18 protein-coding genes are annotated in these 18165 nt (G+C 68.6%); 7 read left to right on the top strand and 11 right to left on the bottom strand.

The window, feature by feature from the left end:
• Positions 1 to 8: 8 nt before the first annotated feature.
• Genes ACUDCK_RS22100 through ACUDCK_RS22085 form a run of 4 tightly spaced genes read right to left on the bottom strand, consistent with a single transcriptional unit; the run spans position 9 to position 3236 of the window.
• Positions 9 to 836 carry an IclR family transcriptional regulator domain-containing protein gene (locus ACUDCK_RS22100; RefSeq protein ID WP_049075473.1) on the bottom strand — a complete coding sequence of 276 codons (828 nt, stop codon included), beginning with the start codon at positions 834 to 836 and terminating at the stop codon, positions 9 to 11.
• Positions 836 to 1477: a 3-oxoacid CoA-transferase subunit B gene (locus ACUDCK_RS22095; RefSeq protein WP_049075471.1), complete on the bottom strand. Its 642-nt coding sequence runs from the start codon at positions 1475 to 1477 to the stop codon at positions 836 to 838. The genes ACUDCK_RS22100 and ACUDCK_RS22095 overlap by 1 nt, the downstream gene beginning before the upstream one ends.
• A 10-nt stretch (positions 1478 to 1487) precedes the next feature.
• Entirely contained in the window at positions 1488 to 2168 is a 681-nt protein-coding gene (locus tag ACUDCK_RS22090; protein WP_175167529.1) for a 3-oxoacid CoA-transferase subunit A, read from the bottom strand.
• 51 nt (positions 2169 to 2219) lie between these two features.
• Positions 2220 to 3236 (bottom strand): Bug family tripartite tricarboxylate transporter substrate binding protein, encoded by a 1017-nt coding sequence (locus ACUDCK_RS22085; protein WP_175167530.1) that lies wholly within the window; start codon positions 3234 to 3236, stop codon positions 2220 to 2222.
• A gap of 356 nt (positions 3237 to 3592) precedes the next feature.
• Here ACUDCK_RS22085 and ACUDCK_RS22080 point away from each other — a divergent pair, with 356 nt between their 5' ends.
• The 7 genes from ACUDCK_RS22080 to ACUDCK_RS22050 all read left to right on the top strand — a co-directional run bounded on the left by ACUDCK_RS22080 (position 3593) and on the right by ACUDCK_RS22050 (position 10975).
• Positions 3593 to 4615 (top strand): amino acid ABC transporter substrate-binding protein, encoded by a 1023-nt coding sequence (locus ACUDCK_RS22080; RefSeq protein ID WP_006385546.1) that lies wholly within the window; start codon positions 3593 to 3595, stop codon positions 4613 to 4615.
• A 156-nt stretch (positions 4616 to 4771) separates the two neighbouring features.
• Positions 4772 to 5632 carry an IclR family transcriptional regulator gene (locus ACUDCK_RS22075; protein ID WP_049075467.1) on the top strand — a complete coding sequence of 287 codons (861 nt, stop codon included), beginning with the start codon at positions 4772 to 4774 and terminating at the stop codon, positions 5630 to 5632.
• Positions 5633 to 5991: 359 nt separating this feature from the next.
• Positions 5992 to 6900 (top strand): arginase family protein, encoded by a 909-nt coding sequence (locus tag ACUDCK_RS22070; RefSeq protein ID WP_064528353.1) that lies wholly within the window; start codon positions 5992 to 5994, stop codon positions 6898 to 6900.
• Positions 6901 to 6941: 41 nt separating this feature from the next.
• On the top strand, positions 6942 to 7733 hold the full coding sequence (locus ACUDCK_RS22065) for an ABC transporter substrate-binding protein (RefSeq protein ID WP_064528307.1): 792 nt from the start codon (positions 6942 to 6944) through the stop codon (positions 7731 to 7733).
• A gap of 44 nt (positions 7734 to 7777) precedes the next feature.
• On the top strand, positions 7778 to 8470 hold the full coding sequence (locus ACUDCK_RS22060; protein ID WP_049075464.1) for an amino acid ABC transporter permease: 693 nt from the start codon (positions 7778 to 7780) through the stop codon (positions 8468 to 8470).
• 4 nt (positions 8471 to 8474) lie between these two features.
• Positions 8475 to 9227, top strand: coding sequence for an amino acid ABC transporter ATP-binding protein (locus ACUDCK_RS22055; RefSeq protein ID WP_081273656.1), 753 nt, complete (start codon positions 8475 to 8477; stop codon positions 9225 to 9227).
• Between the two features lie 191 nt (positions 9228 to 9418).
• Entirely contained in the window at positions 9419 to 10975 is a 1557-nt protein-coding gene (locus tag ACUDCK_RS22050; RefSeq protein WP_064528312.1) for an acetolactate synthase large subunit, read from the top strand.
• A 39-nt stretch (positions 10976 to 11014) separates the two neighbouring features.
• On the opposite strand, the gene ACUDCK_RS22045 is transcribed toward ACUDCK_RS22050, so the two are convergent.
• Genes ACUDCK_RS22045 through ACUDCK_RS22015 form a run of 7 tightly spaced genes read right to left on the bottom strand, consistent with a single transcriptional unit; the run spans position 11015 to position 18012 of the window.
• Positions 11015 to 11725 carry an ABC transporter ATP-binding protein gene (locus ACUDCK_RS22045; RefSeq protein WP_144655322.1) on the bottom strand — a complete coding sequence of 237 codons (711 nt, stop codon included), beginning with the start codon at positions 11723 to 11725 and terminating at the stop codon, positions 11015 to 11017.
• Complete coding sequence (locus tag ACUDCK_RS22040; RefSeq protein ID WP_054501058.1) at positions 11713 to 12486, bottom strand: ABC transporter ATP-binding protein; 774 nt, start codon at positions 12484 to 12486, stop codon at positions 11713 to 11715. The genes ACUDCK_RS22045 and ACUDCK_RS22040 overlap by 13 nt, the downstream gene beginning before the upstream one ends.
• Positions 12479 to 13531, bottom strand: a complete 1053-nt coding sequence (locus ACUDCK_RS22035; RefSeq protein ID WP_054501059.1) for a branched-chain amino acid ABC transporter permease — start codon at positions 13529 to 13531, stop codon at positions 12479 to 12481. The genes ACUDCK_RS22040 and ACUDCK_RS22035 overlap by 8 nt, the downstream gene beginning before the upstream one ends.
• A gap of 2 nt (positions 13532 to 13533) precedes the next feature.
• Complete coding sequence (locus ACUDCK_RS22030) at positions 13534 to 14415, bottom strand: branched-chain amino acid ABC transporter permease (RefSeq protein WP_006385541.1); 882 nt, start codon at positions 14413 to 14415, stop codon at positions 13534 to 13536.
• A 15-nt stretch (positions 14416 to 14430) separates the two neighbouring features.
• Positions 14431 to 15591: an ABC transporter substrate-binding protein gene (locus ACUDCK_RS22025; protein ID WP_064528315.1), complete on the bottom strand. Its 1161-nt coding sequence runs from the start codon at positions 15589 to 15591 to the stop codon at positions 14431 to 14433.
• A gap of 19 nt (positions 15592 to 15610) precedes the next feature.
• Positions 15611 to 16456 (bottom strand): alpha/beta fold hydrolase, encoded by an 846-nt coding sequence (locus ACUDCK_RS22020; protein ID WP_064528319.1) that lies wholly within the window; start codon positions 16454 to 16456, stop codon positions 15611 to 15613.
• The gene (locus ACUDCK_RS22015) at positions 16453 to 18012 is read right to left on the bottom strand and encodes a benzoate-CoA ligase family protein (RefSeq protein WP_175167531.1); all 1560 of its coding nucleotides are present in this window, start codon (positions 18010 to 18012) and stop codon (positions 16453 to 16455) included. The genes ACUDCK_RS22020 and ACUDCK_RS22015 overlap by 4 nt, the downstream gene beginning before the upstream one ends.
• Positions 18013 to 18165: the final 153 nt, after the last annotated feature.

Raw genomic sequence — 18165 nt, 5'->3', positions numbered from 1 at the left:
GCGGCCGCTCAGGCCGCCAGGAATTCCCCGATCCTGGCCACCGCCTGGCGCATTGGCGCCAGGAATTCCCCCGTCAATCGCTCCAGCGGCACCCGCGCCGCCTTGACGCTGACGTTGACGGCGCCGCAGGCCTTGCCGCTGGCCGAGCGCACCGGCACCGAGATGGCGCGCACATTCAATTCGAGTTCCTGGTCGACCACCGCGTAGTCCTGCTCGCGGATACGCGCCAGCTCGGCCCGCAGCCGCGCTTCGGTGGTGATGGTGAACTCGGTGTAGGGCTGCAGTTCGATGGCGGCGAAGTAGCGCGCCAGCGCCGGCTCGGACAACTGCGCCAGCAGCACCCGGCCGATCGAGGTGCAATAGGCCGGCAGCCTGCTGCCCAGCCCCATCGAGGTGGCCAGCAGCCGGTTCACTTCCGAGCGCGCCAGGTAGAGCATTTCGTGCCCTTCCATGATGGCCAGCGCGCAGGTCTCGTTGACGCTGGCGCTCAGTTCCTCCAGCACCGGCTGCGCCAGCGAGACGAATGGCGTGGACGAGAAGTAGGCATAGCCCAGCCCCAGGATGCGCGGCGTCAGGATGTACTGGCGGCCATGCTGTTCGGCGATGCCCAACAGGATCAGCGTGTGCAGGCAGCGCTGCACCACCGCGCGCGGCAGGCCGGCGCGGCGCGCCAGTTCGGCCGCGGTCTGCGGATGGCGGCGGGTGCCGAAGGCGCGGATCACGTGCAGGCCGCGCGCCAGCGTCAGCATGTAGTCGGGATCGCCGCGCAACTGATCAGGGTGATCCTCGGGAGCGAGGGGCGCGGCGTAGCCGGGCGGGGGAAGGTGGGGCAGCATCAGCCTGCGCGCAGCGGCGCGCCGGTGCGTGCCTGTAGCGCTGTCAATGTCATGCCGTCGATCATATCCCGGACCCACAGGCCGTCGGGCGTCACGTCGATCACGGCCAGGTCGGTGTAGATGCGGTCGACCACGCCGGCGCCGGTCAGCGGATAGGCGCAGCGCTCGACGATCTTGGGCGAGCCGTCCTTGCTGTTGTGCTCCATCAGGATGTAGACGCTGCGCGCGCCCACCGCCAGGTCCATGGCGCCGCCCACGGCCGGCGCCTCGCCGGGCTTGTTGAGCGACCAGTTGGCCAGGTCGCCGTTGGCCGCGACCTGCATGCCGCCCATGACGCAGATGTCCAGGTGGCCGCCGCGCATCATGGCGAAGGAGTCGGCGTGGTGGAAGTAGGCGCCGCCTTCGAGCAGCGTCACCGGCTGCTTGCCGGCGTTGATGAGGTCCAGGTCGATGTCGTCCTCGGCCGGCGGCGGGCCCATGCCGAGAATGCCGTTTTCGCTGTGCAGCACGATCTCGCGGCCGGCGGGCAGGTGCGCGGCCACCAGCACCGGCATGCCGATGCCCAGGTTGACGTAGCTGCCGTCGGGAATGTCTTGCGCCAGGCGCCGCGCCATGGCTTCGCGGGTCAGGGGAGTGGGCATGGGGAATCCTTCAACTGGAGAACGCGGAGTGCGCCACCTGGGTGACGCGCTTGACGAAGATGCCCGGCGTCACCACGGCCTCGGGCGACAGCTCGCCCAACGCCACCTTGGCGCGCACCTGCACGATGGTGGTTTTCGCGGCCATGCACATGATGGGGCCGAAGTTGCGGGCGCTCTTGCGGTAGGTGAGATTGCCCCAGCGGTCGGCCAGGTCGGCCTTGACCAGCGCGAAGTCGCCGTGCAATGGGGTTTCGAAGACATGGCCGCGGCCGTCGATGACGCGGGTTTCCTTGCCGGCGGCCAGTTCGGTGCCATAGGCCGTGGGGGTGAAGAAGCCGCCCAGGCCGGCGCCGGCGGCGCGCAGCCGTTCGGCGATGGTGCCCTGCGGCACGCATTCCAGTTCGATGGCGCCGCGCCGGTACAGGTCGTCGAAGACCCACGAATGCGAGGCCTTGGGAAACGAGCAGATCACCTTGCGCACGCGGCCGGCCTTGATCAGCGCGGCCAGGCCGGTCTCGTGGTTGCCGGCGTTGTTGCTGACCACGGTGAGTTCGCGCGCGCCCTGGTCGATCAGGGCGTGCAGCAGTTCGGTGGGCATGCCGGCGCCGCCGAAGCCGCTGACCAGCACGGTGGCGCCGTCGTGGATGTCGGCCACGGCGGCGGCGGGGGTGTCGATGAACTTGTCGATCATGGTTGCCTTCGTATCAGGCGGGGCGCGGGTTGCCGGCGCGCCCCGCGGCCATCAGTCCACGGTGATGCGGGCCTGCTTGATGATTCCCGCATAGCGCGCCGAGTCCTGCTTCATCAGTTCGGCGAACTGCGCCGAGGTGCCGCTGGCCGGCAGGAAGCCGGCGTCCAGGAATTTCTGGCGCACGTCCGGCTCCTGCACGATCTCGCTGATCTCGCGCGCCATGCGTTCGATGATCGGCTTGGGCGTGTTGGCCGGCGCCATCAGGCCGGCCCAGGAGCCGGTGACGAAGCCCGGCATGCCGGCCTCTTCCATGGTGGGAATCGACGGCTCTGTGGGCCAGCGCTGCTTGCCGGTGAAGCCGAGCGCCTTCAGGCGGTTCTGCTTGACGTACTGCATCGGCACCAGGATGGGATCGAACACCATCGACACCCGGCCGCCCAGCAGGTCGGTGAGGATCGGCGCGCTGCCCTTGTAGGCGACGTGCGTCATGGTGATCTTGTTGCGCAGCGCGAAATCGGCGCCGGTCAGGTGCGCGCTGGAGCCGTTGCCGCTGGAGGCATAGGTGAGCTTGTCGGGGTGCTTGCGGGCGTATTCCACCAGCTCTGCCACGCTGTTCACGGGCAGGTCCTGCGCCACGAACAGGAACAGCGGCAGGTCGGCCATCTGTGCCACGGGAACCAGGTCGTCCGGCTTGTAGCCCAGTTTGTAGAGATGGAAGTTGATGATGTAGGCCGGCAGGATCGACAGGAAGGTGTAGCCGTCCGGGGCGGCCTTGGCCGCGATCGCCGAGCCCACGCTGCTGTTGGCGCCGGGGCGGTTTTCGACAATGATGGTCTGCTTCAGGCGCGGCCCGAGCTTTTCGACCACGATGCGCGTGACGATGTCGGTGGAGCCGCCCGGCGTGTAGGGCACGATGACCTTGATGGGTTTGCTGGGCCAGTCGTCCGCGTGCGCGGGGCCGGCGACCAGCCCGCCCGCGGCGAGCGCGGCGTACAAGAGGGTCTTGAGGACATGGCGGCGGTGTTCCGCCGCGAAGCTGGGGGGCTGCGGTTTCCTTGCGGGTGCCATGGATTTGTCTCCTCCATGATTCGGCCGAATGCTGGCGCGCGTCCCGGGTTTTTATAGTGGCGCGGCCGGCTTTTTCTGAGGGATGGTGATCGCGTTGCCTGTCAGCCAGGACGCGAAAAAAGTATGGCACGCAGGGTCCAGCGATCCGCCCCGCGGGCCCGTCAATAAAGTTCGATCACCGGACTTGGAGGGCATTTCGCCAACGACTTGCTACTCGGGTTTCCACTAGGCCTCCGCGCGTTGTTCACGCCGTGGACATCGCGTAATCTGGCGGCCGGCCCGCAAAGCATGGGCTTGGTTTCAGCCGCGACGGGCCTACAGGACGGCGCGGGGCATCTAATTCAGGAGAAGCAATAATGAAGCGGTTGATTTCGTTTGCTGCCGGCGCGCTTGCCCTGGCGTGCGCATCCCAGGCGGCGGTGGCCGGCCCCACGCTGGATGCGGTCAAGAAGAAGGGGTACGTGCAGTGCGGCCTGACCGACGGCGTCTCGGGCTTCTCGGCCACCAACAGCAAGGGCGAATGGGAAGGCATGGACGTGGACATCTGCCGCGCCGTCGCCGCCGCCGTGTTCGGCGACCCGACCAAATTCAAGGGCACCGCGCTGTCGACCCAGCAACGCTTTACCGCGCTGCAATCGGGCGAAGTCGACGTGCTGCTGCGCACCGTCACGCTGACGCAGACCCGCGACACCTCGCTGGGCCTGTCGGCCGTGGCCGCCAGCTTCTATGACGGCCAGGGCATCCTGGTGAACAAGAAGCTGGGCGTGAAAAGCGCCAAGGAACTGAACGGCGCCACCGTCTGCGTGCAGCCGGGCACCACCACCGAACTGAACCTGGCCGACTGGTTCCGCGCCAACAACATCGAATTCAAGCCGGTCGTGATCGACAAGGTCACCGAAGTCGTGCGCGCCTTCGAGTCGGGCCGTTGCGATGCCTTCACCGACGATGCCTCGCAGTTGGCCGCCGTGCGCGCCACGCAGGTCGCCAAGCCGGACGACTACGAGATCCTGCCGGAACGCTTCTCCAAGGAGCCGCTCGGCCCCATGGTGCGCCAGGGCGACGAGAACTGGCTGGGCATCGTCCGGTGGACGCTGTTCGCGCTGCTGGAAGCCGAGGAATACGGCATCACGCAGAAGAACGTGGACGAGATGCTCAAGAGCAACAACCCCAACATCTCGCGCATCCTGGGCGTGACGCCGGGCGCCGGCAAGAACATGGGCCTGGATGAAAAGTGGGCCTACAACGCCATCAAGGCCGTGGGCAACTACAGCGAAGTGTTCGAGCGCAACGTCGGCAAGGACAGCAAGCTGGGCCTGCAACGCGGCACCAACGCGCTGTGGAGCAAGGGCGGCGCGATGTACCCGTGGCCGATCCGCTGATTGCGGTGACCTGAGCACGAACGGCCCGCCTTGCGCGGGCCGTTTTGTTTCCGGCATGCCGCATGCCCCGCGGCGCTGGGCATCGGATCGTTGAGCGATATGGGCGAACCGTTATGCGGTACGCTATGCGCTTTTCCACCGGACGCATCCCGCGCCATGACGCAGACCCGACCCGAGGATTCCCCCTTGTTCATCGCCGCGCTGGCGCGTGGCGTTTCCGTGCTGCGGGCCTTCAGCGAAGGCCGGCCGGCGATGACGCTGCCGGAGCTGGCCGAGGCCACCGGCCTGAGCAAGAGCTCGGTGCAGCGGTTCACCCATACGCTGTGGACGTTGGGCTACCTTCGCAAGGATCCGGCCAGCAAGAAGTTCTCGCTGGGGCCGTGGTCGCTCGAACTGGGCATGAAGTACGTGCAGACCAGCCCGCTGGTGCTGGGCGGCAACCCGTTCCTGCACACGCTCAATCGCAACTGCCAGGAAACGTGCAGCCTGGCCGAGCCCGATGGGTTGGACATGGTCTACGTGGCGCGCTTTGCGACCCATAAGGAAATGTTCGTCAACATGCCGGTGGGCATGCGCCTGCCGCTGTATTGCACGGCTGCCGGCCGCGCGGTGCTGGCGCGGCTGGATCCGGCGGTGGCGCGCGGCCTGCTGGAACGCTGCGACCGCAAGGCGTACACCGCGGCCACCCTCACCGAGCTGGATGCGCTGCTGGCCGAACTGGAGTTCGCGCGCCGCCATGGCTACGCGCGTTCCAACGGTGAGTTTTATCCAGGCGACATCACCGTCAGCGCGGCGGTGCTGGATGCCGGCGGCACGCCGCTGGGCGCGGTCAATGTCTCGGTGCCGTCGAGCCGCTGGTCGTTCGAGCAGGCGCAGGCCGTGTTCGGGCCGCAGGTGGTGGAGACGGCGCACGCCATCAGCGCCTCGCGCACCTTGGGGCGCTCGCATCCGTTTTATGAGCTCGAACCGCCGGGCGGCGCGTTGCGGGGCGCGCCCTTGGGCGACGACGAGGCCTGATCGGGGCCAGGCCCCACCGCGAACGCGGATGTTCGGGGCGATGAGGACGCGGCGACATGAGAGGCCGGTTCGGAGTGCTAGCGCGACGCGTCAAATTGAAGCATCGGTGACGCACCGCCGCAGGGCGTCGTCACGTCAATTCCGTACTATTTCAATCGGATATTAATTCACCAATCAAGGGAAACTCCCTAATTGGCGGGGTGATGGCACGCGCGTTAATCTATTTATGACACGATCGTATCGTATAGCGATTTGATCGAATCTAAATATTCACTCTGCCACAAGCTTGCCGCCTGTCGCCAAGGAGCCGCGCCGTGCCGTCGTCCGCCGAAGTCCGCTTTCATCCCGTGTCGGGATTCATGGGCCTGCCGCCGGCCCGCGCCGCCGGGAGCGGCGCCGCGCGCGCCTGTGTCGTGGGCATCCCGTTCGACTGCGGCACGCATCCGTTCCGGGTCGGTTCGCGGCAGGGGCCGGACGCGATCCGCGAACAGTCGCGCCTGCTGCGGCCGGTGGACATCTTCCGCCGCCACGGCATCGACAATCCGCCCGAGTTCCTGCGCGCCATCGACGTCGGCAACGTGGCCTGCCATCCCGGCGATCCCGACGCCTCGTATCCGCTGATCGAGGCGGGCATCGGCGCCATCCTCGATGCGGGCGCCATCCCGATCTCGATGGGAGGCGACGGCGCCGTGACGCTGCCGCAGTTGCGCGCCGTGGCCCAACGTCATCCTGACTTCGTGGTGCTGCATTTCGATTCGCACACCGACACCTACCCGATCCCCGGCTACAACACGGCCACCACCTTCACCCGCGCCGCCGAGGAAGGCCTGCTGGACGTGCGCCGCAGCTTCCACGTGGGCACGCGCGGCAGTTCGTTCATGCCGGGCGTCATCGAGTTCGGCCGCGAGGTCGGCTACACCATCGTGCCCTTCGACGAGTTCGACCAGGACCAGAAGGGCGCGCTCGACGCTATCAAGCAGCAGATCGGCGAGCGGCCGGTGTACCTGTGCTTCGACATGGACATCTTCGACCCGTCCTGCGCGCCCGGCGTCTGCACGCCGGAGTGGGGCGGCCTGTCGCCCAAGGAAGGGCTGGGCCTGTTGCGCCAACTGGCGGGCCTGAATTTCGTGGCGTTCGACGTGAACACCGTTTCGCCGCCGCAGGACGTGCAGGGCGCCACGGCGTTCCTGGCCGCCACCGTCATGCAGGAGTTCTGCGCGCTGGCGGCGGTGGCGGTACGGCAGTACCCGCAAGGACGCCCGGACTGAACCGGCGCATTGCGGCATCCATTTCATACAAGGGGAATTGCATGAAACTCAAATCCATCCTGCTCGGCCTGGCTTCGGCCGCGCTCCTGGCCCAGGCCGGCGCCAGCGTGGCGCGCACGCTCGACGAGGTGCGCGCCGACAAGACCTTGAACGTGGTCACCACCGCGTCCGCGCCGCCGCACGGTTTCAAGAACCCGAAGTCGAACCGGCTCGAAGGCATCATGGTGGACGTGGCCGCCGCGGTCGGCAAGCATCTGGGCGTGGCCGACAAGCTCACCGACGTGCCGTTCTCGGGCCTGATCCCGACGCTGACCTCGGGGCGCGCCGATCTGATGTCGGCGCCGTTGTTCATCACCGAGGAGCGGGCCCGCGCCATCGACTTCTCGGCGCCCGTGTACGAATGGGGCGAGGGCATCGTGGTCAGCGACAAGGCCACCCGCCGCTACGCCAAATTCGAGGACATGCAGGGCCAGAAGGTCGGCGTGCTGGTTGACTCGGTGCAGTTCAACATGATCAAGGACATGCCGGGCACCAAGGTATCGACCTACCAGGACTATTCCACGCTGCTGGCCGATGTGCGCGCCGGCCGCGTCGATCTGGGCATCGTCGATCCGCCCAGCATCATCTACCAGATCAAGACCAAGAACATCCCCGGCGTGAAGCTGGACACGGGCTACCAGCCGCAGCGCAAGTGGCAGGTGGGCATGGCGGTGCAGAAGGGCAATACGGCGCTGCTGGAGGCCGTCAACGCCGCGCTGGCCGAGATGAAGCGCAACGGCGAACTGGCCGCGATCGGGCAGAAGTGGGGCGTATCCGACCTGCTCAGCAAGTAATGCCGCCGCCGCGCGGATAAGCAGCACGAGTTAAGGAGCAAGCATTGGATCTCGCCACGTTGCGCATGTACCTGAGTCCCCTGGCCGAGGGCACGCTCTGGACCCTGGCGCTGTTTTTCTGTTCGGCTTTCCTGGCGGTGGCGCTGGGCCTGGTGGTGTGCCTGTGCCGCCTGTCGCGGCGGCCGCTGGTCAGCCGCGCGGCCCGCGTCTACATCGACATCATCCGCGGCACGCCGCTGCTGCTGCAACTGTTCTACATCTACTACGGCCTGCCGGAGCTGGGCGTGGTGATCAACGGCTTCGTGGCCGGCGTGCTGGGGCTGACGCTGAACTTCGGCGCCTACCTGGCCGAGCTGTTCCGCAGCGGCATCCAGTCGGTGGACGCGGGCCAGTACGAAGCGGCGCGGGCGCTGGGGTTGCGGCGCACGCAGCGGCTGCAGCGCATCGTGCTGCCGCAGGCGCTGCGCACCATATTCCCCGCGCTGGGCAACTACGCGCTGGTGCTGGTCAAGGAGACCTCGCTGGTGGCGGTGATCAGCGTGTATGAGTTGATGCGCGCCGGCGAGATGCTGGCGGGCGCCACCTTCCAGGCGCTGACGGTCTACACCATGGTGGGCGTCATTTATTTCGCCCTGTGCAGCGTGCTGGCCTACCTGTTCCGCCGCTCGGAAAAGCGCCTGACCGTGCCGGGCTACTGGAGCGGCGCTGGCGACAACCATGACATTTCCAAGGCCTGACGCGATGGACGGATTGAACGACTTGGCGCCGATCATCACGATGCGGGGCGTCTCCAAATGGTATGGCGACTTCAAGGTGCTGGACGGGCTGGACCTGGAGGTGCGGCCCGGTGAAAAGCTGATCCTGTGCGGCCCGTCCGGCTCAGGCAAGTCCACCACCATCCGGTTGCTGAACCGGCTGGAGGAACACCAGCAGGGCACGATCGTGGTCGACGGCATCGAGCTGAACGACGACGTCGGCAACATCGAACGCATCCGCGCCGAGGTGGGCATGGTGTTCCAGCACTTCAACCTGTTCCCGCACCTGACGGTGCTGGAAAACTGCACGCTGGCGCCGATGCTGGTCAAGGGCGTGGCGTCGGCGGAGGCGGAAAGCCGCGCCATGCAGTATCTGGAGCGCGTCAGGATCCCGCAGCACGCCGCCAAGTATCCGGGCCAACTGTCCGGCGGCCAGAAGCAGCGCGTGGCGATTGCCCGCGCGCTGTGCATGCAGCCCAAGATCATGCTGTTCGATGAGCCGACCTCGGCGCTCGATCCGGAGATGGTCAAGGAAGTGCTGGACACCATGGTGGCGCTGGCGCGCGACGGCATGACGATGGTCTGTGTGACCCACGAGATGGGCTTTGCGCGCGAGGTGGGCGACCGGGTGGTGTTCATGGACCAGGGCGCGATCGTCGAGACCGACACGCCGGACAACTTTTTCCGGGCGCCGCGTTCGGAGCGGGCGCAGGCCTTTCTGGGACAGATCCTGGCGTAGGCGCGGCCTTCTCCTGGCGGGACAGCGTTGGGGGCGGCGGCCTGAATTCCGGTTGCCGGAACCTGGGGAATGGTTCCATGCCGAGCCGCGCAAATGGCTCTACCCGGTTTGCGCTACGCTACCTATCATGCCAAATCGGGCCGGCGCGCCGCCGCCGGCCCAAGCCTACGTAAAACAACCAGGGAAACACGATGAACGGCGCTGATAGTCTTTGCGATACCCTTCTGGCCAATGATGTGGACGTCTGCTTTGCCAACCCGGGCACGTCCGAGATGCACTTCGTCGCGGCGCTGGATCGCAAACCGAAGATGCGCTGCGTGCTGGGCCTGTTCGAGGGCGTGGTGACGGGCGCGGCCGATGGCTACGCGCGCATGGCCGACAAGCCGGCCGCCACGCTGCTGCACCTGGGGCCGGGCCTGGGCAACGGCCTGGCCAACCTGCACAACGCCAAGCGCGCGCGCACGCCGATGGTCAACATCGTCGGCGACCATGCCACCTATCATGTTCAATACGACGCGCCGCTGACCAGCGACGTCGAAGGCGTGGCGCGTCCCATGTCGCACTGGGTCAAGCGCGGCATGTCGGCCGAATCGATGTCGGCCGACGCCGCCGAGGCCATTGCCGTGGCGCGCCGCCATCCGGGCAACATCGCCACCCTGATCCTGCCGGCCAACTCCGCCTGGACCGAGCTGCCGGCCGACACCGCCGTGGCCAAGGTGGTCGACGAGGCCGTGCCGCACACCACCATCGAGGCGGTGCGCGCCGCCGCCAAGGCGATCCGCTCCGGCGAAACCACCACGCTGCTGCTGGGCAGCACCGCGCTGCGCGAACGCGCGCTCAAGGCCGCCGGCCGCATCGCCCGCGCCACCGGCGTGCGGCTGATGTCCGAAACCTCCAACCGCCGCGTCGAGCGCGGCGGCGACCGCACGCCGGTCGACCGCCTGCCGTACCCGATCGACCTGGCGGTGGCCAAGCTCAAGGACGTGCGTCACCTGGTGCTGGTCGGCGCCAAGGCCCCGGTGGGCTTTTTCGCCTATCCCGGCAAGCCCAGCCTGCTGGCGCCTGAGGATTGCGAGAAGATCGTGCTGGCCACTGTCGAGCAGGACCTGGCGCACGCGCTGGAATGGCTGGCCGACGAACTCGGCATCGCCGCCGACGCGCCGCGCCTGGCGGCGCCCGCGCCGGCCTACGAGGTGCCGGCCAGCGGCAAGCTGACCGGCGCCGCCGTCAACATCCTGGTGGCGCACCACCTGCCCGACAACGCCATCGTCTGCGACGAGTCCATCACCCAGGGCCGCGAATTCCCGATCTACAGCGCCAGCAGCGCGCCGCATGACTGGCTGATGCTGACAGGCGGCGCCATCGGCATCGGCCTGCCGCTGGCGGCCGGCGCGGCGGTGGCCTGCCCGGACCGCAAGGTCATCACCCTGCAGGCGGACGGCAGCGGCATGTACACCTTGCAGGCGCTGTGGACGCAGGCGCGCGAGAACCTGGACTGCCTGACGGTGATCCTGGCCAACCGTTCCTACGCCACGCTGCATGGGGAGATGAAGAACGTGGGCGTGCAGGAGCCGGGCCGCAACGCGCGCCGCATGCTCGACCTGGAAGAGCCCTATCTGGACTGGACCCACCTGGCGCGCGGCATGGGCGTGGAGGCGGTCAGCGTCGATACCGTGGAAGGCTTCGCCCGCGCCTTGCAGGACGGCCTGAAGCGCCGCGGCCCGTTCCTGATCGAAGCGTTGATCTGACGCTTTTGCCCCGCGCGGCAAGGAGCAGGCGCGGGGCGGTCAGACGCCCAGGTAGCGCGTCAATTGTTCCGGCGCGGCGGCCAGCGCCGCGCTGTCGCCGTCCTGCACGATCAAGCCCTTTTCCATCACCAGGCAGCGGTCGGTGTGCGCCAGCACCGCGCGGTAGTTGCGGTCGACGATCAGCGTCGACATGCCGGTGGCGCGGATCTGCCGGATGATCTTCCAGATCTCGGCCACGATCAGCGGCGCCAGGCCTTCGGTGGCTTCGTCCAGGATCAGCAGGTCGGGGTTGGTCATCAACGCCCGGCCGATCGCCAGCATCTGCTGTTCGCCTCCCGACAACTGCTGGCCGCCATGGCCCAGCCGTTCCGTCAGGCGCGGAAAGGTCTCCAGCACCCGCGCATAGGTCCAGTCGCGCCGCCCCTGTTCGCCGGCGCGCGCCGCCACCAGCAGGTTCTCGCGCACGCTCAGGTTGGGGAAGATGCCGCGGCCTTCGGGTACGTAGGCCACGCCCATTTGCGCGATGGCGTGCGGCCGGGCGCGGGTGCAGTCGGCGCCGCGCACCGCCACGCGGCCCTGTGCGCTGCGCACCTGGCCCACCAGGCTGCGGATCAGCGTGGTCTTGCCCATGCCGTTGCGGCCCACCAGTCCCACGGACTCGCCCGCCCCGATGCGCAGGCCGACGCCGCGCAGCACGTGGCTGGCGCCGTAGTACACATGCAGGCCGTCGGCTTCGATCAGTGCGCGCATGTGAAGTCTCCGTCCAGGTCTTCGCCCAGGTAGGCGGTGCGCACCTCGGCATTGGCGCGGATCCGCGCCGGGTCGCCGCTGGCGATGCTGCTGCCGTTGACCATCACGGTGATGGTGTCGGCGATGCGGAACACCGCGTCCATGTCGTGCTCCACCAGCAGGATGGCGTGGTTGGCCTTGAGCGTCCGCAGCAGCGCGAGGATGCGGTCGGTTTCCTCCGGGCCCATGCCGGCCAGCGGTTCGTCCAGCAGCAGCACCTGCGGTTCGCCGGCCAGGCACATGGCGATCTCGAGCTGCCGCTTGCGGCCATGCGGCAGCAGCCCCGCCGGCCGCGCGGCGTCGGCCGCCAGGCCGGTGCGCTCCAGCGCCTGCGCGGCCAGGTCGGCGCTGACCGCGCAGGCCGAGGCCGGCCGCCACCAGTGCCAGAAGCGCTGGCGCCGCGCCTGCGCCGCCAGCCGGCAGTTCTCGAACACGCTCAGTTCCGGGAACAGGGTCGAGCGCTGGTAGCTGCGGCCCAGCCCGGCGCGCGCGCGTTCGGGCTGGCCCCAGGCAGTGATGTCGCGCCCGCCCAGCGACACCTGGCCGCTGCTGGGCGCCAGTTCGCCGGACAGGATGTTGATCAGGGTCGATTTGCCCGCGCCATTGGTGCCGATGACGGCATGCACTTCGCCGCGTCGCAGCGCCAGCGACACGCCGTTGACGGCGGTCAGGCCGCCGAAGCGCCGGGTGACCGCGTCGGCGGTCAGCAGGGGATCAGGCATGGGGCTCTCCTTGGATCGGCAGCGGGAGGGGCTTGGCGGCGCCGGCCGACGCGGCCGAGGCGACCGCGGTGGCAGGGGCCCGGCGCGCCCGGCGCCGGCGCCATTGCGCCGGCAGGCCGGCCAGCCCGTCGGGCAGCAGCGCCACCAGCGCGATGATGGCCAGGCCCAGCGGCAGGTGCCAGTGGCGCGCGTAGTCGCCGAACAGCGCCTGCGACTGGAACAGTTCCTGCAACAGCACCAGCGTCGCCGTCCCAAGCACCGCGCCGCCCAGGCTGCCCATGCCGCCCAGGATCACCATCAGCAGCACCAGCCCCGATTGTTCCCAGGCCAGCAGCTCGGGCGTGACGAAGCCGTCCTTGAGCGCGAACAGGAAGCCGGCCAGCCCCGCCAGCGCGGCGCCGATCACATACGCCGCCAGCTTGTACGGATAGGTCGAATAGCCGGCCGCCCGCATGCGCTGTTCGTTGATGCGGATGCCGGCCAGCGCCGCGCCGAACGGCGAGCGCCGCAGCAGGGCGAGGAAGCCCCAGGTCAGCGCCAGGCAGGCCAGCACGAAGAAATAATAGGTATTGCCCTGGTCCAGGTCGAAGGGCACCCAGCCCGCGATATTGGCCTGCGGCCGGAAGTACAGGTAGATGCCGTCGCTGCCGCCGCCGACCTTGGTGTCATGGAACACGTAGTAGGCCATCTGCGCGAAGGCCAGCGTCACCATGATGAAGTACACGCCGCGCGTGCGCAGCGCCAGCGCGCCGGTCAGCGCGGCGTAGGCGGCGGCCGCCAGCAGCGCGGCCGGCAGCAGCCACCACAGGCTGGCCGCTTCCGAGGACGGCGACAGCAGCGCGGCGGCATAGGCGCCGATGCCGAAGAATGCCGCATGGCCCAGGCTGACCAGCCCGGCGCCGCCCACCAGCAATTGCAGGCTGAGCGCGAACACCGCGTAGATCATGATCTTCACGGCCAGGCCGGTGTAGTAGTCGCTGCCGCTCCAGGCGAAGGCGGCCAGCGCCAGCAGGGTCGCGACAGGCAGGAGTCGATTCACATTCATGGTCAGCCCTGTTTGAACAGCCCTTCGGGCTTGCACAGCAGAATCGCGGCCATCAGCACGTACACCAGCACGCCCGCGGCGGCGGGGAACAGCACCTGGCCGAAGGTCTCGACCACGCCCACCAGCATCGCCGCCAGGAACGCGCCGCGGATCGAACCGATGCCGCCGATCACCACCACCACGAAACAGATGATCAGCACGCCGTTGCCCATGCCGGGATATACGGACGACACCGGCGCGGCGATGCTGCCGGCCAGCGCCGCCAGCGCCACGCCGGCGGCGAACACCAGCCGGTACAGCTTGTTGACGTCGATGCCCAGCGACCCGGTCATCTCGCGGTTGCTGGCGCCCGCACGCAGCATCATGCCCAGCCGCGTGCGCGCGATGACCCAGTACAGCAGCAGCGCCACCGCGATGCCCACCGCCGAGATGAACAGCCGGTACACCGGGTAGGTCATCACATCGCCCAGCGCGATGCTGCCCTGCAGCCAGGACGGCAGCGGCACGCCGTGCACGTCGTTGCCCACCAGGATGCTGCGCAGTTCCTCGAACACCAGGATCAGGCCGTAGGTCATCAGCACCTGCTGCAGGTGGTTGCGGCGATACAGGTAGCTGAAGAACGCCGCCTCCAGCAGGTAGCCGAGCGCGGCCGCGGCCAGCACGCACACCGCCAGGGTGGCAACGAAGCCGCCGCCGAGCCAGCGGTCCACCGCCGGCCCCAGCGCGAACGCCATGTAGGCGCCGATCATGTAGAAGCTGCCGTGCGCGAGGTTGATGATCCCCATGATGCCGAAGATCAGCGTGAGGCCGCTGGCCACCAGGAACAGCAACAGGCCGTACTGGAAGGCGTTCAGGCTCTGGATGAGCAGGATGCCGAGGTCCATGGGGACTCTCCGGTCCTAGAGCTTGCAGCCGCGGGCCGGGTCGGCCAGCTTGCGCACGGCCACGTCGACCACCTTGTTCTCCAGGCCGTCGACGCGGCGCAGGTAGATGTCCTGCACCGGGTTGCCGGCCTTGGACAGCGTGAACGCGCCGCGCGGGCTATCGACCGTGGCGCCGCGCATGGCTTCGCGGAATTCGGCCTTCTTGCCGAAGTCGCCCTTGACCGCCGCCAGCCCCGACTGCATCAGCTGCGCGGCGTCGTAGCCTTGCACCGCGTAGACGTCGGGCTGCATGTTGTAGGCCTTGCCGTAGTCGGCGCGGAAGGCGTTGTCGCGCGGCGTGTTCAGGCCGTCGGCGTAGTGCAGCGTGGTCAGCAGCCCCTGCGCCGACGCGCCCTGCGCTTGCAGCGTGCCGTCGGTGAGGAAGCCCGAGCCGTACAGCGGGATGGTCTTGCCCAGGCCGGCCGCGTGATAGTCCTGCACGAACTTGACCGCGCCGCCGCCGGCGAAGAAGGTGAACACCATGTCGGGCTTGAGCGCGGCGATCTCGGTCAGGAGCGACTGGAATTCGACGTTGGGGAAGGGCAGGCTCAGTTCCTTGACCACCTTGCCGCCGGCCTGCTCGAAGCCTTCCTTGAAACCGCCGATGGCCTCGTCGCCGGCCGCGTACTTCCAGGTGATGGTCACCGCCGTCTTGTGGCCGCGCGCCTTGGCCACCGGGCCCATGGCGTAGGCCGGCTGCCAGTTGGTGAACGAGGTGCGGAAAATGCCGGGGCCGCACAGCGGGCCGGTAATGGCGTTGGCGCCGGCGTTCGTCACGATCAGGGTGGTGTCGGCGTCCTTGGCGGCCTTGGCCAGCGCCATCGCCACGCCCGAGTGCACGGTGCCGATCAGCACGTCGACCTGGTCGCGCTTGATCAGGCGGTTGGCGTTCTCGGCGGCCTTGGACGGATTGGATTCGTCGTCCACCTTGAAGTACTCGATCTCGCGCCCGCCGAGCTTGCCGCCCTGTTCCGCCACATACAGCTTGAAGCCGTTCTCGATGGCGTTGCCGAGCGCGGCGTAGGTGCCGCTGTAGGGCAGCATGAAGCCGACTTTGAGCTTGTCGGCGGCCAGGGCGCCGCTTGCGGCCAGCATCAGTGCCGCGCTCAGCGCGGCCCGGGTCAGGGCGTGGGTCATGGTGGTGTCTCCGTGCTTGTCATGGGCTGCCGCTGGGGCGGCCGGGTTGGTCCAGCGCGCCGACGAAGCCGGCGATGGCCTGGATTACGGTGGCGGGCTGGTCCTTGTGCGGCGAGTGGCGGCAGTCGGGAATCTCCAGCAGCCGTGTCTGCGGCGCGGCGCGGCGGATGCCGCGTATCTGTTCGAGCGTGCCGTACTCATCGTCCACGCCCTGCATCGCCAGGATGGGGCAACCGATGGCGGGCAGGTGATCCTCGATGTTCCAACGGCGGAAGGCGGGGTCCAGCCAGACGTCGTTCCAGCCGCGAAAGGCCGAATCGACATCCTCGTGATGGCGCGCCAGCCGCGCGCGCAGGTCGGTGTCGCGGTAGGCCTGGCGCGCCTGTTCGATATGCGCCACGGTGCGGTCCTCGACGAAGATGTGCGGCGCGGCCACCGCGACGCCCGCGACTGCGTCGGGGTGCATGGCGGCGTAGAGCAGCGCGATGGAGCCGCCATCGCTGTGGCCGAACAGGATGGGCCGATCTCGCTTGGCATCGATGCCAAGCGCGGCGAGCAGCGCGGGCAGTACGTCGGCGGCCTCGCGGTGCATGAAGTCGACCGGGCGCTTTTCGCCCGCGGCCAGCGGCGTGGAGCGGCCGTAGCCATGGCGCGAATAGACCAGCCCGCGGCAGCCGGCGGCGGCGCAGGCCTGCCGCGGCCAGTCCTTCCACATCGACACGGACCCCAACCCTTCGTGCAGGAACACCAGCAGCGGCGCGTCCCGGCGCGCGGCCGCGATCCACTGGTATTCCAGGCGCAGGTCGCGTCCCGCCGCGCGCACGTCGGCCAGGGCGGTGGGCTCGGGGGCGGGCACGGCGCTCATGGCGTGACCTGTTCCAACTGCCGCAGGCGGAATCGCTGGATCTTGCCGGTGGCGGTCTTGGGCAGTTCGTCGGTGAAGTCGATCTGGCGCGGATACTTGAAGGGCGCCAGGTGCTGCTTGACGTAGCGCTGCAGGTCGGCGCCGGTGTTCGCGTCCGGCGCGTAGCCCGGCCGCAGCACCACGTAGGCCTTGGTCTTGACCAGTCCGTCGTGGTCCGGCACGCCGATCACCGCCGCTTCCAGCACCGCCTCGTGCTGCACCAGCACGTTCTCCACTTCCACCGGCGACACGTACTGGCCGCTGACCTTGATCATGTCGTCGCTGCGGCCGGCATAGGTGTAGTAGCCGTCGGCGTCGCAGATGTACTTGTCGCCGCTCTTGAGCCAGTCCCCCAGGAAGCACTGGCGCGTCTTGTCGCGGTTGTTCCAGTACATCAGCGCCGCGCTCGGGCCCTTGATGTACAGGTCGCCAATCGCGCCAGCGGCCACCGGCGCGCCGTTGTCGTCGCGCAGTTGCACCTCGTAGCCGGGCACCGGCTTGCCGGTGGTGCCGTAGCGCAACTGGCCGGCGCGGTTCGACAGGAAGATGTGCAGCATCTCGGTCGAGCCGATGCCGTCCAGGATGTCACAGCCGAAATGGCGCTGGAAACGTTCGCCAATATCTCGCGGCAGGGCTTCGCCGGCCGAGGTGCAGATGCGCATCGCCACCTGTTCGCGCGGCGGCAGGTCGGGCGCGGCCAGCATGCTGGCGTACAGCGTCGGCACGCCGTAGAACACGGTCGGGCGGTGCCGCACCAGGCGCTGGAACACGGCCTGCGGCGTGGGCCGCTCGGCCATCAGCACGACGGTGGCGCCCACCGACAGCGGAAAGGTCAGGCCGTTGCCCAGCCCGTAGGCGAAGAACAGCTTGGCGGCCGAGAACGCAATATCGTCCTCGCGGATGCCCAGCACCGGCTTGGCGTAGAGCTCGGCGGTGTGCCACAGGTTGCCATGGGTGTGGACCACGCCCTTGGGCTTGCCGGTGGAGCCCGACGAATACAGCCAGAAGGCGATCTCATCGGACAGCGTGCGCGCGGCCGGCGCCAGCGGGGCGGCGGCCAGCAGCGCGTCGAGTTCGTGGGCGCCAGCCGGCGGCGCCGCGGCGGGGCGTGACACCACCAGGTGCTCGACCTCGCCGGGCGCCTGCGCCAGCGCGGCCTGCAAGGTCGGCAGCAGGCTCTCGGAGACGAAGGCGGCGCGCACGCGGCTGTGGTTGAGGATGTAGGCGTAATCGTCCGGCGTCAGCAGGGTGTTCACGGCCACGGGCACCACGCCGGCGTGCAGCGCGCCCAGGAACACCACCGGCCAGTCCGCCGTGTCCTGCATCAGCAGCAGGATGCGTTCCTCCCGCCGCAGCCCCAACTGGCGCAATGCGCCCGCCATGCGCGCCACGCGCTCGGCCAGTTCGCCATAGGTGAGCTGGCGGGTGTCGTCGATGTAGGCCAGCTTGGTGGCGCGCGGCGCGTTCAAGGCGGCCAGGTGGCTGGCGAAGTTCAGTTCGGCGGGGCAGGCATTCACGGTTGTCTCCTGGTGTCCTGGCGGGCGGGGCGGCCTGTCCGGCGGTCCGCAAGCGTCTGGCGGCTTGTCGTGACCGGGGGCATGGCATGGGACGCGGGGTCAGCCCGCGCCGGCAGCCGGCCGGCCACGCGGGGCGCGGCCGGGGCGCTGTGG

The sequence above is a fragment of the Achromobacter sp. CF-sbj1-Ac2-l genome (assembly GCF_052698165.1).
The sequence above is the reverse complement of the archived record's forward strand: the minus strand, read 5'-3'. Positions and strand labels throughout refer to the sequence as shown.

What these genes read in the sequence shown, in the direction of transcription:
- ACUDCK_RS22100 (WP_049075473.1), bottom strand. Translation starts at nt 836, where the DNA reads ATGCTGCCCCACCTTCCCCCGCCCGGCTACGCCGCGCCCCTCGCTCCC.
- ACUDCK_RS22095 (WP_049075471.1), bottom strand. Translation starts at nt 1,477, where the DNA reads ATGCCCACTCCCCTGACCCGCGAAGCCATGGCGCGGCGCCTGGCGCAA.
- ACUDCK_RS22090 (WP_175167529.1), bottom strand. Translation starts at nt 2,168, where the DNA reads ATGATCGACAAGTTCATCGACACCCCCGCCGCCGCCGTGGCCGACATC.
- ACUDCK_RS22085 (WP_175167530.1), bottom strand. Translation starts at nt 3,236, where the DNA reads ATGGCACCCGCAAGGAAACCGCAGCCCCCCAGCTTCGCGGCGGAACAC.
- ACUDCK_RS22080 (WP_006385546.1), top strand. Translation starts at nt 3,593, where the DNA reads ATGAAGCGGTTGATTTCGTTTGCTGCCGGCGCGCTTGCCCTGGCGTGC.
- ACUDCK_RS22075 (WP_049075467.1), top strand. Translation starts at nt 4,772, where the DNA reads ATGACGCAGACCCGACCCGAGGATTCCCCCTTGTTCATCGCCGCGCTG.
- ACUDCK_RS22070 (WP_064528353.1), top strand. Translation starts at nt 5,992, where the DNA reads ATGGGCCTGCCGCCGGCCCGCGCCGCCGGGAGCGGCGCCGCGCGCGCC.
- ACUDCK_RS22065 (WP_064528307.1), top strand. Translation starts at nt 6,942, where the DNA reads ATGAAACTCAAATCCATCCTGCTCGGCCTGGCTTCGGCCGCGCTCCTG.
- ACUDCK_RS22055 (WP_081273656.1), top strand. Translation starts at nt 8,475, where the DNA reads ATGGACGGATTGAACGACTTGGCGCCGATCATCACGATGCGGGGCGTC.
- ACUDCK_RS22050 (WP_064528312.1), top strand. Translation starts at nt 9,419, where the DNA reads ATGAACGGCGCTGATAGTCTTTGCGATACCCTTCTGGCCAATGATGTG.
- ACUDCK_RS22045 (WP_144655322.1), bottom strand. Translation starts at nt 11,725, where the DNA reads ATGCGCGCACTGATCGAAGCCGACGGCCTGCATGTGTACTACGGCGCC.
- ACUDCK_RS22040 (WP_054501058.1), bottom strand. Translation starts at nt 12,486, where the DNA reads ATGCCTGATCCCCTGCTGACCGCCGACGCGGTCACCCGGCGCTTCGGC.
- ACUDCK_RS22035 (WP_054501059.1), bottom strand. Translation starts at nt 13,531, where the DNA reads ATGAATGTGAATCGACTCCTGCCTGTCGCGACCCTGCTGGCGCTGGCC.
- ACUDCK_RS22030 (WP_006385541.1), bottom strand. Translation starts at nt 14,415, where the DNA reads ATGGACCTCGGCATCCTGCTCATCCAGAGCCTGAACGCCTTCCAGTAC.
- ACUDCK_RS22025 (WP_064528315.1), bottom strand. Translation starts at nt 15,591, where the DNA reads ATGACCCACGCCCTGACCCGGGCCGCGCTGAGCGCGGCACTGATGCTG.
- ACUDCK_RS22020 (WP_064528319.1), bottom strand. Translation starts at nt 16,456, where the DNA reads ATGAGCGCCGTGCCCGCCCCCGAGCCCACCGCCCTGGCCGACGTGCGC.